Source organism: Synechococcus sp. UW105, assembly GCF_900473935.1.
GTDB lineage: Bacteria > Cyanobacteriota > Cyanobacteriia > PCC-6307 > Cyanobiaceae > Synechococcus_C.
The window spans coordinates 92,019-105,745 of the sequence record NZ_UCNN01000012.1; the positions used below are offsets into that span (position 1 = coordinate 92,019).

At 58.0% G+C, this 13,727-nt stretch carries 16 protein-coding genes and 1 tRNA gene; 7 read left to right on the top strand and 10 right to left on the bottom strand.

The window, feature by feature from the left end:
* Positions 1–129 precede the first annotated feature (129 nt).
* The 4 genes from DXY16_RS04975 to DXY16_RS04990 form a co-directional block, all read right to left on the bottom strand.
* Positions 130–447 (bottom strand): DUF3303 domain-containing protein, encoded by a 318-nt coding sequence (locus DXY16_RS04975; protein WP_115120103.1) that lies wholly within the window; start codon positions 445–447, stop codon positions 130–132.
* An 840-nt stretch (positions 448–1,287) separates the two neighbouring features.
* Positions 1,288–1,983 (bottom strand): response regulator transcription factor, encoded by a 696-nt coding sequence (locus DXY16_RS04980; protein WP_115120063.1) that lies wholly within the window; start codon positions 1,981–1,983, stop codon positions 1,288–1,290.
* 32 nt (positions 1,984–2,015) lie between these two features.
* The gene (locus DXY16_RS04985) at positions 2,016–2,618 is read right to left on the bottom strand and encodes a hypothetical protein (RefSeq protein ID WP_137007023.1); all 603 of its coding nucleotides are present in this window, start codon (positions 2,616–2,618) and stop codon (positions 2,016–2,018) included.
* A 339-nt stretch (positions 2,619–2,957) separates the two neighbouring features.
* Positions 2,958–3,030, bottom strand: a tRNA-Ala gene (locus DXY16_RS04990).
* A gap of 61 nt (positions 3,031–3,091) precedes the next feature.
* Here DXY16_RS04990 and DXY16_RS04995 point away from each other — a divergent pair.
* The gene (locus DXY16_RS04995; protein ID WP_371410867.1) at positions 3,092–3,304 is read left to right on the top strand and encodes a DUF2555 domain-containing protein; all 213 of its coding nucleotides are present in this window, start codon (positions 3,092–3,094) and stop codon (positions 3,302–3,304) included.
* On the top strand, positions 3,294–4,562 hold the full coding sequence (gene coaBC, locus DXY16_RS05000) for a bifunctional phosphopantothenoylcysteine decarboxylase/phosphopantothenate--cysteine ligase CoaBC (RefSeq protein ID WP_115120067.1): 1,269 nt from the start codon (positions 3,294–3,296) through the stop codon (positions 4,560–4,562). Before DXY16_RS04995 ends, coaBC begins: the two co-directional genes overlap by 11 nt.
* Positions 4,563–4,572: 10 nt before the next feature.
* On the opposite strand, the gene DXY16_RS05005 is transcribed toward coaBC, so the two are convergent.
* Complete coding sequence (locus DXY16_RS05005) at positions 4,573–4,983, bottom strand: hypothetical protein (protein WP_371410868.1); 411 nt, start codon at positions 4,981–4,983, stop codon at positions 4,573–4,575.
* A gap of 24 nt (positions 4,984–5,007) precedes the next feature.
* Here DXY16_RS05005 and psbO point away from each other — a divergent pair, with 24 nt between their 5' ends.
* From psbO to DXY16_RS05030, 5 genes are all read left to right on the top strand, one after another.
* On the top strand, positions 5,008–5,829 hold the full coding sequence (gene psbO / locus DXY16_RS05010; protein WP_115015986.1) for a photosystem II manganese-stabilizing polypeptide: 822 nt from the start codon (positions 5,008–5,010) through the stop codon (positions 5,827–5,829).
* A 101-nt stretch (positions 5,830–5,930) separates the two neighbouring features.
* The gene (gene sat, locus DXY16_RS05015) at positions 5,931–7,091 is read left to right on the top strand and encodes a sulfate adenylyltransferase (RefSeq protein ID WP_115015988.1); all 1,161 of its coding nucleotides are present in this window, start codon (positions 5,931–5,933) and stop codon (positions 7,089–7,091) included.
* 47 nt (positions 7,092–7,138) lie between these two features.
* A complete protein-coding gene (gene ftsH / locus DXY16_RS05020) occupies positions 7,139–8,986 on the top strand; it encodes an ATP-dependent zinc metalloprotease FtsH (RefSeq protein ID WP_115120069.1) in 1,848 nt (615 codons plus the stop codon).
* A gap of 46 nt (positions 8,987–9,032) precedes the next feature.
* Complete coding sequence (locus DXY16_RS05025; RefSeq protein WP_244281552.1) at positions 9,033–9,647, top strand: bifunctional 4-hydroxy-2-oxoglutarate aldolase/2-dehydro-3-deoxy-phosphogluconate aldolase; 615 nt, start codon at positions 9,033–9,035, stop codon at positions 9,645–9,647.
* A 39-nt stretch (positions 9,648–9,686) separates the two neighbouring features.
* Positions 9,687–10,388, top strand: a complete 702-nt coding sequence (locus DXY16_RS05030) for a hypothetical protein (protein ID WP_115120073.1) — start codon at positions 9,687–9,689, stop codon at positions 10,386–10,388.
* Between the two features lie 39 nt (positions 10,389–10,427).
* On the opposite strand, the gene aroC is transcribed toward DXY16_RS05030, so the two are convergent.
* From aroC to DXY16_RS14645, 5 genes are all read right to left on the bottom strand, one after another.
* Positions 10,428–11,516, bottom strand: a complete 1,089-nt coding sequence (gene aroC, locus DXY16_RS05035) for a chorismate synthase (protein WP_115120075.1) — start codon at positions 11,514–11,516, stop codon at positions 10,428–10,430.
* Positions 11,517–11,584: 68 nt separating this feature from the next.
* A complete protein-coding gene (locus DXY16_RS05040) occupies positions 11,585–12,085 on the bottom strand; it encodes a cupin domain-containing protein (RefSeq protein WP_115120077.1) in 501 nt (166 codons plus the stop codon).
* Positions 12,086–12,380: 295 nt separating this feature from the next.
* On the bottom strand, positions 12,381–12,776 hold the full coding sequence (locus tag DXY16_RS05045) for a hypothetical protein (protein ID WP_244281553.1): 396 nt from the start codon (positions 12,774–12,776) through the stop codon (positions 12,381–12,383).
* Positions 12,777–12,870: 94 nt separating this feature from the next.
* The gene (locus DXY16_RS05050; RefSeq protein ID WP_115120079.1) at positions 12,871–13,224 is read right to left on the bottom strand and encodes a hypothetical protein; all 354 of its coding nucleotides are present in this window, start codon (positions 13,222–13,224) and stop codon (positions 12,871–12,873) included.
* 31 nt (positions 13,225–13,255) lie between these two features.
* Positions 13,256–13,396 carry a hypothetical protein gene (locus DXY16_RS14645; protein WP_206749546.1) on the bottom strand — a complete coding sequence of 47 codons (141 nt, stop codon included), beginning with the start codon at positions 13,394–13,396 and terminating at the stop codon, positions 13,256–13,258.
* Positions 13,397–13,727: the final 331 nt, after the last annotated feature.

Consider the following 13,727-nt stretch of genomic DNA (forward strand, 5'->3'; position numbering starts at 1 on the left):
AAGACGAGTGGGAGGAATGCTGGAGCGACCAGCCCAGTCGTTAAGTGTTGACCTTCCGTGTTTGGTTTGATGGGGCCATTGGCAAGTGCATGGCTCGGCCTTTCACGTCTCTCGGGTTTGTGGCTGTCTTTATGCCACAGCAGCCGCTGCTTCAACCCTTGGCCATAAAGCAGCGAACTCTGCGTCAGACACGACCGCTGTGACTTCAAATTGAATCCCATATCCCTTGATCCAAGGGCCAAGGTGTGCCCAAACTTTTCCGATGTCGCTGGCCTTCGCGATGGCGACGCCGCTCCCGCTGACAGGTTCGCAAACGCGGTATTTCAGCTCAAAGCCTTCGAATGTGTCGCCAGGGCCTCCTGCATTGATGTAGTCAGCAAAACCGGGGCAGGATTCCCACGCTCCCTCAACAGTTGGGAACGTCCAAACAATCAGGAAGTGCTGCATCAGTCGACCAGTGGCTTTGCTGTTGGTAGCCACACTTGGATCGATGGATGCAGTTGTGCGATGGAGTGCTGACACTCGGGCTTCTTCCCAAAGGCTTGGAGGGCCTTGAGGCCTATTTGTCAGGCCTTTGTCGAGCCAAGATCAACAATTGAGTGTTCTGCCTCTGTTGCTGAACAGGTGGTTGCTGCAAGCAGACTTCATTTGCAGGTTGGAACGGAGAAGTCTCCATAGGCCTCGGCTGATAGCGTCAAAGATGCCTCCATCAAGAGGGTGCACGCTGTTTGAGTATTTTTGCGCTTGTGCAAGCGGATGGACGAAATCTGTTGTTTCTTTGCCTTGCGTCATAGTCGAGCCAGCCTTTAAGAGTATTCGATTCGCTTTTTTAAATGTCTACCGCTGAACAGGCTTACAGTATTTGCTACAAAAAACCTGACGGTTTTACAGAGTGCACCTCCATTTCTGCTGCTGATGTGGTGAAAGCTCGCATTCTTGCCATGGAATTCAATGACTATATTAAGCAGCATCCGAATTGCATCTGCTCAATTTTACCTGTGCAAGATTAGGTCTTCCTCGGCTTCTGGTGCGTTTGGATCAAGGCTTGAATACTTCGATTGGTGTGGATTGGCTTGTTGGTGAGAAGGCGAAAGCTTGATGATGATGTGCTCTCTAACGCATGCATTGTGTTTAGAGCGTCAATGTTTGTTGAAGGCTTGTGCGTTGCTTGGCTTCCCTGTCAGGGCATGGATCAATGGCATGTGGTGAGGCCTGGCTGAAAGGACTCCAGAAGGATTGATGTCAGTGACTTTTGCTGTTCGTTTGTGCGGCACTTGTATTGGCTGATTACATCGCCACGCCTGCTTGGATCGCTACGACTGCGGCTGCTTGACGGTTGCGTACTCCTAATTTGCCAATGACAGCGCTGACGTGGCTTTTGACTGTTTCCACAGACACGAAGAGCCGCTCAGCAATTTCCTTATTCGTTGAGCCTGAGGCCAGGCAGCTCAGGACCTCGGATTCCTTTTTGGTTAGATCAGATGGCAGTAAATGTTGTGGGTTGTTGGCGAAATCAGCCGCTTGAAGCACATCGCGCGGGTAATAGATGCCGCCATGCAGGGTTTTCCGTAACGCACCCATGAAGTCACCATCACCTCGGCCACCGAGAGATGACACGAACATCGCCCCTTCTGCACCAGCTGCGATGCAGTGATGGACCATCGATTTGGTCTCAGTGCGCAGGAATACAAGGCAGATGGTGTCAGGGCAAGCAAGCTTGGTTTTCCTGACCAGGCTGATGCCGCAGCCCTCTTCCAAGTCCTCAGTCACAAAAAGCAGATCTGGGCAGCAGCTCTTTGTGATCTCCACAACCTCTGTTTCTGTGGTGTAGGCCCCAATTAACCCCTCTGAGATTGGGGGTAGGAGGCTGAATGCTCCCAGCGTCAATGGGTCCGCCATGCAAACGATGACCTGAGTGCCTTGAAGTAGGGCTGTGGCCTCAGCGCTGACTTCGCCTCGAAGCGGTTGGCGAGCGAATTCCATCTTGAGCTCTGGTTAGGTCTGCAGTTCAGGCATTAGATCAAAGCCGTGCGAGCCCTTAGCGCTTCCTTGGTGTTGTCTGACTCTCCGATCGGATTGGGCTGGACATTCATCCTTCCGCCACGTTCAGGCAAGCCAGCGCCACTTTCGGCTGTTTCGTCTTCGAGAGCAATGCGCGATTCGACGGATGTCAGAAGCAGCTTCAAGGGTGGAAAGTTAAGACCAACCAGATCGGAGGAGCCCATGACGGCGGATACTCCACCACAGCAGATTGCAGAAGCAGGCTGACTTTCTGGCGCCTGCTCCAACAGTCTCAAACAAGCGTCTGGGTTGGTCTTTTGGTCGGCACTGGAATGTTCGCCGCGCCAATCGACGCTCCGCTCGCATCGCCCTAGGTACTCCTGGAGATCGCAACCCAACACCTCGAGCCCATGGCCCCAGGCCGCCTCGAGCCAGACGCTTACACCTTTCTCTCCTTTGCATTGATTGGGTTGAGCCATGCACCAACGAGCGACGTAGGTCGCCTTCCCGCCGCTGAGGGAGGTCGTCCTTTTTTGATGGGCTGCTAGGCCGAACTGCACAGGCGCAGCAGCACGACATCTTGAGGTTGGCGAGCCTGTGGGGAGATAAAGCGTCATCCCAGCTGGATGGATGGTGACGACACCTGGGCCTTGTGTCTCGGGTCCACAGCGCTCGCGGTCGCTCTCAAAAACGGTTCAAAATGTCTTGGGGCGTTAGGGATACCGCCCCGCCATCTTGCTTTCTCTGGGCCACGCTCCAAGAGGTCTGCAGTCTCACGGGTTCCGCACTGCTCCAGCTTGAGAGCTGGCGTGATGGTTGATGCTGTTGCCCTGGCCGCCCTGCATGTGTCCTCCTCTGCAAAAGCAGCCGTGGAGATTGGCACCGCATCTGATCCTGCACTGTTCAGTGTCGCTGGATCAGATCCAGTTGGCACAAGGGTTTTGTTGAATTGTCAATGGAGAATAGGGGACTCGAACCCCTGGCCTCTGCGGTGCGATCACAGCGCTCTACCAGCTGAGCTAATTCCCCGATTGCAAAAACCTAGCGTCAGAGTCCAGGCAGAATGCAGGCATAGGCGGCAGAGATGCCCATGGCCAGTTCAGCCATCACCCCAGAACAGCTCGAGAGCTTTGATGAGTCCTCTGTGGCTGTCTTGGCACAGCGCCTCGAAGACGATGACTACCCCACCCCCTTCGCTGGGTTGGGGGATTGGCACCTGTTACGGGCTCTCGCCATTCATCGTCCTGAGCTCACAGCGCCCTATGTGCATTTGATTGATCAGGAACCCTTCGATGAGGACTGATCCCGGCACCCTCTGCGGGCGCAGGGTGCTTGTTGCTGCTAGTGGAAGCATCGCCGCAGTTAAAACCCCCCTGTTGGTGAGTGCGCTGGTGAAAGCTGGTGCGGAGGTGCGGTGTGTGCTCACTCCCAGTGCCGCCCGGTTGGTCAGTGCAGTGGCCCTGTCAAGCCTCAGTCGTCATCGTTGTTATCAAGACGAGGATCAGTGGAATCCAGACCAGCCCAGGCCTCTGCACGTCAGTTTGGCGGAATGGGCGGAGGTGGTGATCGTTGCTCCGCTCAGTGCCACCACCCTGGCGCGATGGACTCAAGGCCTAGCTGATGGTCTCTTGGCCAGCCTGCTTTTGGCCTGTGAGCGGCCTGTGGTGGCTGCAGCCGCCATGAACACAGGCATGTGGGATCATCCCGCGGTGCGACGGAACTGGGCTCTCTTGGGGGAGGATCCGCGGGTTCTCAGCCTTGGCCCCGAGGTCGGGCTGCTGGCCTGCGACCGCATGGGGGATGGTCGTATGGCGGCCCCGGAGTGCATTCAGCTTGCAGCGACCAGTGCTCTACAGCGCTGTGATCCCCATGGTGGCGTTCCGCGTGACTGGGCCGGCCGCACCCTGGTGGTGTCATCGGGACCGACCGTGGAAGCACTGGATCCTGTCCGGTTGATCACCAACCGCAGCACTGGACGCATGGGGGTGCTGATCGCCCAAGCTGCGCGCTTTCGCGGAGCGGCAGTACAGCTTGTGCACGGTCCTCTTCAGGTGCCTGAAGCCTGGCTGGAAGGGCTCGGCTGTTATCCGGTCAGCTCAGCAGAAGCGATGCAAGAGCAGCTTGGTGCTCTCCAGCCAGACGCTGATGCAGTCGTGATGGCTGCTGCCGTGGCTGATCTGCGTCTGCGAGGCGGGCCTTCCCCTGCCAAGGCTGCCAAGGTTGCGTTGCAAGCGTCCCTCACCTCCAACCTTGAACCTGTGCCCGATTTGCTGGCGGGGCTGCATGCCAACCGACCAGCAACGCAGCGGCTGCTTGGGTTCGCAGCCCTTAGCGGTGGGGAGGAGGAGATCATCAGCCGTGCCCACGCGAAGTGCACAGCCAAGGGTTGCGATCTGTTGATGGCGAATCCCATCGACATCCCTGGCCAGGGATTCGGAGAGGCTCCGAATGGTGGTTGGTTGATCAGCGCCAATGGCGGCGTAGAGGTGGTGCCTGTGATGGACAAGTTCTGCTTGGCCCATCGGTTGCTGGATCGTTTGCTCTCCTTGCAGGAAGCCTGATCTCGATCCCTCAGGCTGCCATCTCGACTTGGGGTTGGTCGAGCATGGCGATGAAGGTCTTGAGCTGCAGGCTGGGGATGTAGGGCCATCCGCCTGACCGCTCAATCGCTTGAAGCAGGTTGAACAACTGCTGACGATCTTCCGGCAGGCTGCTGCGGAAGGATCCATCTTGAATGTCGCGATGCAGGGCTTCGATGCTGCGCAGCATCGTGAGCAGAGCTTGGGGCCGCCCCTGAAGATGGCCGGCCAGTGCATTCAGTTCTGCCAACAGTGCTTCGAGTCGTTCCTGCTCAGCTGAAGGCAGTGTTTCGATCTCAGGACTGAGGACGGACAACGCGACGGGTTGTTTACAGCTGCGAAAGGGTACCCGGAACAAGCGTTTGCCACCTGTAGGATCCGCCTGATCGGTGGATACCGTCATCATTCGGCCATTCGGCTTCCTTTCATGAGCATCCGTCCCCTGCTGGCCCTGGTGCTGGCTTTCTGTCTCACCGTGGTGACCGCCTGCAGCGGTGGTGCCCAGGCTGTTGACAGTTCCAACATCACTTACGACGACATTCGCAACACCGGCAAAGCGAATGATTGCCCAGTTATTTCTGATTCCGCCCGCGGATCGATCAGCCTCACCCCCGGTGGCTCCTATGAGCTCAAGGGCATCTGCATGCATCCCACAAGGGTTTTCGTGAAAGGTGAGCCCGCGAACAAGCGTCAGGAGGCTCAGTTCGTTGAGGGCAAGATCCTCACTCGCTTCACCTCCAGCCTTGATGAGGTGTACGGCAACCTCACCGTGAAGAGCGACGGCATCAATTTCAGCGAGCAAGGCGGTATCGACTTTCAGCCGATCACCGTGCTGGTTCCTGGCGGTGAGGAGTACCCCTTCACCTTCTCCAGTAAGTCGCTTGAAGCCACAGCTGATGGCGCTGCCATCACCACCAGTACTGACTTCGAAGGCACCTACCGCACCCCCAGCTACCGCACGAGCAACTTCATTGATCCCAAGGGTCGTGCCCTCACCACCGGTGTGGACTATCCCCAGGGTTTGATTGGTTTGGCTGGTGACTACGAGGAACTGGATAGCGAGAACATCAAGCGCTACATCGATGGCGTGGGTCAAATGACCCTCTCGATCACCAAGGTGGATCCAGAAACCGGCGAATTCGCCGGAGTGTTCTCTGCCACCCAGCCTTCCGACTCCGACATGGGAGGACGCGAGATTGTCGACGTGAAAATCAGTGGTGATCTTTACGGACGTCTGGAAGAGGGCTGATCACAAGCCGAACACCTGCCAGATCGTAAGGGGGGCCAATGGCCCCCCTTTTTTTGTGTCGTCTGTGAGAATCCCCCATTGTTTCCCTCCCAAGCTCAGCCATGACTGCCAGCTCTGCTCCGAACAGCGTGATCGCTCCTTACGGCGGCACCCTGGTGGACCTGATGGTCTCCGATGCGGAACAGGCAGCAGTGAAGGCTTCAGCCACGAAGACCTTGGAGTGCTCCGATCGCAATGCTTGCGATGTTGAGTTGCTTGTGGTGGGTGGCTTCTCCCCTGAGCGGGGGTTCATGCATCAGGCCGATTACGACTCCGTTGTGGCGTCTCATCGCACCACGTCGGGATATCTGTTCGGCCTGCCGATCGTGATGGACACCGATTGCGACGATGTTGCGGTCGGCGATCGGGTGCTGCTCACCTACAAGGGTCAGGATCTGGCGGTGCTCACTGTTGAAGACAAGTGGGAGCCCGACAAGGTGGTGGAAGCCAAGGGTTGCTATGGCACCACGTCGATTGAGCACCCCGCCGTTCGCATGATCACGATGGAGCGGAAGCGGTTTTATTTGGGTGGGCTGATCCAGGGTCTTGCACTGCCCAAGCGAGTCTTCCCCTGTAAGACGCCTGCTGAGGTGCGTGCAGGCTTGCCCAGTGGTGAAGATGTTGTGGCATTCCAGTGCCGTAACCCCATTCACCGTGCCCACTATGAGCTCTTCACCCGGGCGCTGCATGCCCAAAACGTGAGTGAGAACGCTGTGGTGCTGGTGCATCCCACCTGCGGCCCCACCCAACAAGACGACATCCCCGGGGTGGTGCGTTTTCAAACCTATGAACGTTTAGCGGCTGAAGTGGATAACGCGAGCATCCGCTGGGCGTACCTCCCTTATGCGATGCACATGGCTGGCCCGCGTGAGGCTCTGCAGCACATGATCATCCGCCGCAACTACGGCTGCACCCACTTCATCATCGGCCGCGATATGGCTGGCTGTAAGTCGTCGCTGAACGGCGATGACTTTTACGGCCCTTATGACGCTCAGAACTTTGCCAAGGAGTGTGCTGTTGAACTGTCGATGGAGACTGTTCCTTCCCTCAATCTTGTGTTCACGGAAGAAGAGGGCTATGTGACGGCTGAGCATGCAGAGACCCGTGGTCTCCATGTCAAAAAGCTGAGCGGCACCCAATTCCGCAAGATGCTGCGCAGCGGTGAGGAGATCCCGGAGTGGTTCGCGTTCAAGAGCGTTGTTGATGTGCTCCGCTCCGCCTGATCCCTGAGCATCTCCATTAACATTCCTTCATCAGAGGCAAGAGAACCTTGAACAAGCGTTGGCGCAACGTTGGGCTTTACGTCCTGCTTGTGGTCGTGGTCATAGCGGTGGGAACAGCTTTCCTTGACCGTCCAGACCCTGCGACCGCAGCCCGTACCCTCCGTTACAGCGATTTCGTGGAGGCGGTTCAGGAGGATCAGGTCAGTCGGGTGACCATCTCTCCAGACCGCGCCTCAGCGTTGATCGTGGAGAACGATGGCCGACGCGCCGAGGTGAATCTCGCTCCGGACAAAGATCTGCTCAAGTTGTTGACCGATCACAACGTGGATATCGCGGTGCAACCCACCCGAGAACAGGGTGCATGGCAGCAGGCTGCTGGCAGTTTGGTGTTCCCCTTGTTGCTGCTTGGTGGATTGTTCTTCCTCTTCCGCCGTGCCCAGGGCGGAGGCGGTGGCAATCCAGCCATGAACTTCGGCAAGAGCAAGGCTCGTGTCCAAATGGAGCCTTCCACTCAGGTCACGTTTGGAGATGTGGCTGGTATCGAAGGAGCCAAGCTTGAGCTCACTGAGGTTGTCGACTTCCTCAAGAACCCCGACCGCTTCACCGCTGTTGGCGCAAAGATCCCTAAAGGCTGCCTTCTGGTCGGTCCTCCCGGTACCGGTAAGACCCTGCTCGCCAAGGCTGTGGCGGGTGAAGCGGGTGTGCCGTTCTTCTCGATCTCCGGCTCGGAGTTTGTGGAGATGTTCGTCGGTGTTGGCGCCAGTCGTGTTCGTGACCTCTTTGAGCAGGCCAAGAAAAATGCTCCTTGCATCGTCTTTATTGACGAAATCGATGCCGTTGGACGCCAGCGTGGGGCAGGTTTAGGCGGTGGCAACGACGAACGTGAGCAGACCCTGAACCAATTGCTCACAGAGATGGATGGGTTCGAGGGCAACACCGGCATCATCATCATCGCCGCCACCAATCGTCCTGATGTTCTGGATGCTGCTTTGATGCGTCCTGGTCGCTTTGACCGACAGGTCACTGTCGATCGTCCTGATTACAACGGTCGGCTCCAGATTCTCGGCGTTCATGCCCGCAGCAAGACGCTGTCCAAGGACGTCGACCTCGACAAGGTGGCCAGGCGAACGCCTGGCTACACCGGGGCTGATTTAGCGAACCTTCTCAACGAAGCGGCGATCCTTGCCGCACGTCGTGGCCTCACGGAGGTGAGCAATGACGAGATCAGTGATGCAATTGAGCGCATCATGGTGGGACCCGAAAAGAAAGATCGGGTGATGACGGAACGGCGTAAGCGTCTCGTTGCCTATCACGAGGCAGGCCATGCTCTGGTGGGAGCTGTGATGCCTGATTACGACGCAGTCCAAAAGATCTCGATCATTCCTCGTGGCAATGCCGGCGGTCTCACCTTCTTTACGCCCAGTGAAGAGCGGATGGAGTCGGGGTTGTATTCCCGCACCTATCTCCAGAGCCAAATGGCAGTGGCCCTTGGCGGTCGTGTCGCTGAAGAAATTATCTATGGCGAAGACGAGGTCACAACCGGAGCGTCCAATGACCTCCAGCAGGTTGCTCAGGTTGCCCGTCAGATGGTGACTCGCTTTGGCATGAGCGACAAATTAGGACCCGTCGCGCTTGGTCGCGCTCAGGGCGGAATGTTCCTCGGACGCGACATCGCAGCCGAAAGAGATTTCTCTGAAGACACCGCGGCCACGATCGATGCCGAGGTCTCTGAGCTTGTTGATGCCGCCTACAAGCGCGCAACCAAGGTGCTTCTCGATAATCGGGCAGTGTTGGATGAACTGACAGAGATGCTTGTTGAGCAGGAGACAGTCGATTCCGAGGAGCTGCAAGAGTTGTTGATTCGCCGCGACGTTCGCGTTGCCGAATACATCTGATCGATCGCGTCCTGATCGGATCAACTGGACTGATCGCCAGCACCAGTTGATCCGATCTCTGCGTGAGCAGCCCTTTCTGGTGGTGCTTCGCCCCTCTCCTCTCGATTGGTCAGTGGAGACGTTTGATCAGGCACCTCTGCTCTGTGTGATCAACCAACTAGTCGAGGCTGGAGTTCACCACATCGAAATCGCCTGGACTCCTCATTGCCGCTGGGGTGAGCTGATCTGCTGGCTGCGAGACCGCTATCCAGCCCTGCGGCTAGGAGCTGCATCGGTGACGCGACGGGAAGCGTTGGAGATGGTGATCGACCTAGGCATGGCTTATGCCATGTCTCCTTGTTTTGATCCATCTCTACTTCGGTTGGCCCGTCGCCATGGCCAGCTTCTGGTCCCCGGGGTGTTTTCGCCGTCGGAGGTGCAGCAGGCCGTCGCTTTCGGATGTGAGCTCGTGAAGCTTTTCCCTGCAGCCACAGTGGGGATCAACTATCTCCGTCAGTTATCGGCACCGCTTTCGCCGTTGCCTTGCATGATCGCGGCGGGTGGTCTCACGGCAGCAGATCTGGATCCTTGGCTTGCGGCGGGGTATCACGCCTTGGCCCTTGGTCGCGGTTTGATCGAAGGCGAAAAGCTCGATCAAAGCCTCCTTTCATGGTTGGGATGAGAATCAAGTGCTACAGATGAGATAGATATTCTTTGTTCGATGTCTCAGCTGTCGATCAAGCTGTCCGATAAGGCTGATGCCTTGATCGCTCAGCTTCAGAAGGAGATCTTCAACCGTCGCCGCAAAAAAGTCACCGCGGCGGGTGTGGTGGAGACCCTCGTTGAAAGTGGTGCCCGCTCCCAGTCCGACAAGCGTTTCGCTACGTCTTGGACCAATCTGATCAAGGACATTGAAAAAGCGGCGAAGCTCGCCAATGCCCATGGCAGCAAGCCATCGTCGTTGAGTGATGCTGAATGGGCGATGGTTCTGAACCATCGACAGCGCTCCGCTAGCGATGGTTCAGCCTCCAAGTCGGCACCTCGCAAACGCACGAAAGCCGCTGCGAAGACCAAGGCCTCAACAGCAACAGCTGCTAAAGCGGTCGCCAAGGTTGCCAAAACCGCTAAGCCTGCGACCAAGGCCAGTGCCAAGACCTCGAAGTCGGCCAAGCCTGTGACGAAGGCGAGTGCCAAGACCAGCACGAAGACCAGTTCGAAGGCCAGTGCCAAGACCGTGCGTAAATCGGCCTCGACGACCACCACATCCGCGACCCGTAAGCCAAGGCCAGCCAAGCGGGCCCGCAAGGCGACCAGTGGCACTGGCACCACGTCGGTCGTCAAGCGCATGGCCAAGGCCGCCGGTCGCCTCAGCAGTAGCAGTGCTCTTGCGACCAGTGGGATCAGTTCGCCAGCCCGAAGCTGATTCGATTGGCGCTGGATTCGTAGTGCAGCCTGAGGCGACTCACCACAGACTGCACTGCCCCTGCTGACGCAGCAGGTGGTCGGCCAGCACCAAGTTGACCATCGCTTCCACCATCGGCACAGCCCTTGGCAGCACGCAAGGGTCATGCCGACCCTTGGCAGCAAGGGTGGTGGCTTCTCCAGCCGAATTGATGGTCGTCTGTTCCTTGCGGATCGTTGCCGTTGGTTTGAAAGCCACGCGGATCAGGATTGGTTCGCCGTTGCTAATGCCTCCCTGGATGCCTCCAGAGTTGTTGGTGGCCGTGCGTAGGCGGCCGTCTTCGCTCGGCAGGAAGGCATCGTTGTGTTCACTACCCCTGAGCAGGGTGCCAGCAAATCCGGATCCGATTTCGAATCCCTTTGTGGCCGGTAGAGACATCACCGCTTTGGCAAGGTCAGCTTCCAGTTTGTCGAACACCGGCATGCCGAGACCTACGGGGGGATTGCGCACCACACATTCGATCACCCCTCCGCAGGAATCTCCTTCGCGGCCGATCGCTTCGATCCGTTCGATCATGCGTTCAGCCATCGCTTGATCCGGGCAGCGGACGATATTGGCTTCAACCGCGTCGGGCTCCACACTGGCTGGGTCAATGCTGGCTTCCAGGTCATGGATGCGTTTGACCCAAGCGATCACCTCGGTGCCCCCGGCCTTGTGCAGAAGCTGGCGGGCGATGGCGCCAGCGGCAACCCTGCCGATCGTTTCCCTGGCGGATGCACGGCCTCCTCCACTCCTGGCTTGGATGCCATATTTCAATTGATACGTGGCATCGGCGTGTGAGGGGCGGAAGGCTATTTCCATCTCCCTGTAATCCTGAGGACGCTGGTCTTTGTTGCGCACCACCATGGCAATCGGCGTTCCAAGGGTCTCGCCGTCGACCAGACCACTGAGGATTTCCACCTGATCGGCTTCCTTGCGTGGGGTGGTGATCTTGCTTTGGCCTGGCTTGCGCCGTTCGAGATCTGCCTGGATCGCGTCTAGATCAAGCCTGAGGCGGGGTGGGCATCCGTCGACGATCACGCCGACACCACCCCCATGAGATTCCCCAAATGTGCTGATCCGGAACAGTGTGCCGAAGCTGCTTCCCATGCCTCTCTCTACCTGGATAGAGCTGGATAGAGCGTAATGAGTCGTCTGTCAGGTCTGAGCTGTTGAGGTCAGACCAGATCCGTGAGCGCGCCTTCTGGCCATTCTGATTGCGGGAGTTCGTGCAGCATCGTGAAGTCCTCGAAGGCGAAGCCAGGTCCGACGCAGCAACTCACCAGGGAGTAGGGGCCCTCAGGCCTGGCGGCCTGCCAGTGGTTTGCTGGGATGACCTGAACTGGCTGCTGCAGTGACAAAATCTGTCGTGATGCTTCTCCTCCTGTCTCCGGCAGGTCCCAAAGGCTGAGCGGTGCCCCTTGAAGGTGGATCCAGACCTCATCGGCGTGGCGCACCTGATGCCAACGGCTGGTGGAGCCAGCTTTCAGTAGAAACAGGATGGTGGTGAAGCCTGCGCGTTTAGCTCCATCGGAGCGGGTGACGGTTTGGGAGCTGCGATGGATCTCTCTGTACCAACCCCCTTCGGGGTGGGGCTGCATCTTCCACTCCTCGATCAAGCCTTCGACCACTGCATTGGCACTGTGTTCGCTCGTGGGGCCTGCTTGGTGGTCTGTCATTGTCTCCCCGCTTTCACTACTTGTAGCCCGTCTGCCCAGCGCGTGAAGGCGTTTCGCTTTGGTACCGAGTTGTGGGTCCGGATGCCCCGGTTTGCTGGTGCACCTGCCGATGCAGCGGTGAGGCTGAGCACAGCCCCTTTGGAGGTGGTGGAAGCATCGCCTTCAGTTCTGTCAGGTCGTGCCCTCTGTTTCTGGAAGCGGTGCTGTACTCAGAATCCTTGCTGCCGTTACCAGCTCATGCAGAGGGCCTAAGAATTGGATGGCCTCCGCTTGGGGCTCTCTTCTATGGGGGCTGTTAGGGAATCGGCGTGTTGGTAACACTGCGAATCGTCTGACCATCCGCAGACACCGTCACGGTTGTGGTCACCGTGGGAGTGACGGGATTGCGCTGTTGCCAGCCTGGTGGCCCACCGCGGAAGCTGAAGGTGTAGCCGTCTGGTGTTTGACGCACCAAACACTCGGGCGCGCCAGTGCTGTACATGCAGCGATCGGCTCTGTAGCCGGACACTCCACCATTGAGGGTTTCGGCACGCATGCGCGCCAGATTGGCGGCTTTGGTCTGGGAGAGCGGCAGCGCACCGGGCTCGCCGTTGCTTGGTAATGCGGCGGAGAGTGTTGCGCCAAGGAGCACCAGGCTCGCCAGACGGGCCGCTTTGGCAGGTTTGAGGATGGTTCGGAGAAAGGGAGTCATCGCTCCGATCTTGGCGTTGGCAGCTTGCACAGATAGGTCTGGATGGGCCTTGAGGTCTGACCGGATGTGACTGCAGCAAGGGCGGAGTGCTCTTTCAGCCGCATACCCAAGTGTTCTGTTCCTCCGTGCAGGGGAGGTTGCTGGTGGAGCCATCGCCCCAATAAATACGCAGCCGGTCATCGACGGTGCCCAGCCGCAACGTCAGGGATTTCACAGGGCCAGCCGGTGTTTTGTCGCCTGGATCCGGGCCTGGAGAAGGGTCTTGGTCCAGACGCCTTTCCAGCTGCTGAAGGCGATAGTCAAGCCGCTGGATGGCCTCTGTCTGGTTGACCGCCTCGGAGGATGACTGCTTTGGACTGCAGCCCACCGTGATGAGCCCGACGATGCCAATCAACGCCAGACGTTTGATGGTCTCGGCTCCGGGACGAGACGGGGTCGCAGGGTTCATGGGTGGCTGCGGTAGTGCCCAGTTTGCTGCTTCAGCAGGGATAGACCAGGCGTTCGCTCCAATAGACAACAGCGCCTTGTGCTTCCAGTTCAAGACGGCGGTGGCGAGCCTGGTGGAAGGGGACGGTCTCCTCCAGGCGTCGTCCGGCATGGAGCCAGCGGATCAGAACCACGAGGTCACCGAATCTCAATCCGAGAATCTTAAGTCTTTGTTGACTTCCCTTTGCTCGGGGCTGGGCCTTTGGTTTGGATTTGCTCAAGAACTCTTCACCGATTCCGGCTTTTCCTTCGCCATTGGGGGGCGTTGGGCGAAAAGACGCCCCCCAATGGCGCTCCGTCCAAGGGAGAGGCGATTTACACAAAGGTCTCTTTACAAAGCGCAATCTTGCGTTACATTGCTTGAGGCAGGGCATTCCTGCCCTTCCGTAACCGTCTCTTCGGAGACATTATTTCCGTTCTCATGACCACCACCATCCAACAGCGCTCCGGCGCGACTGGCTGGCA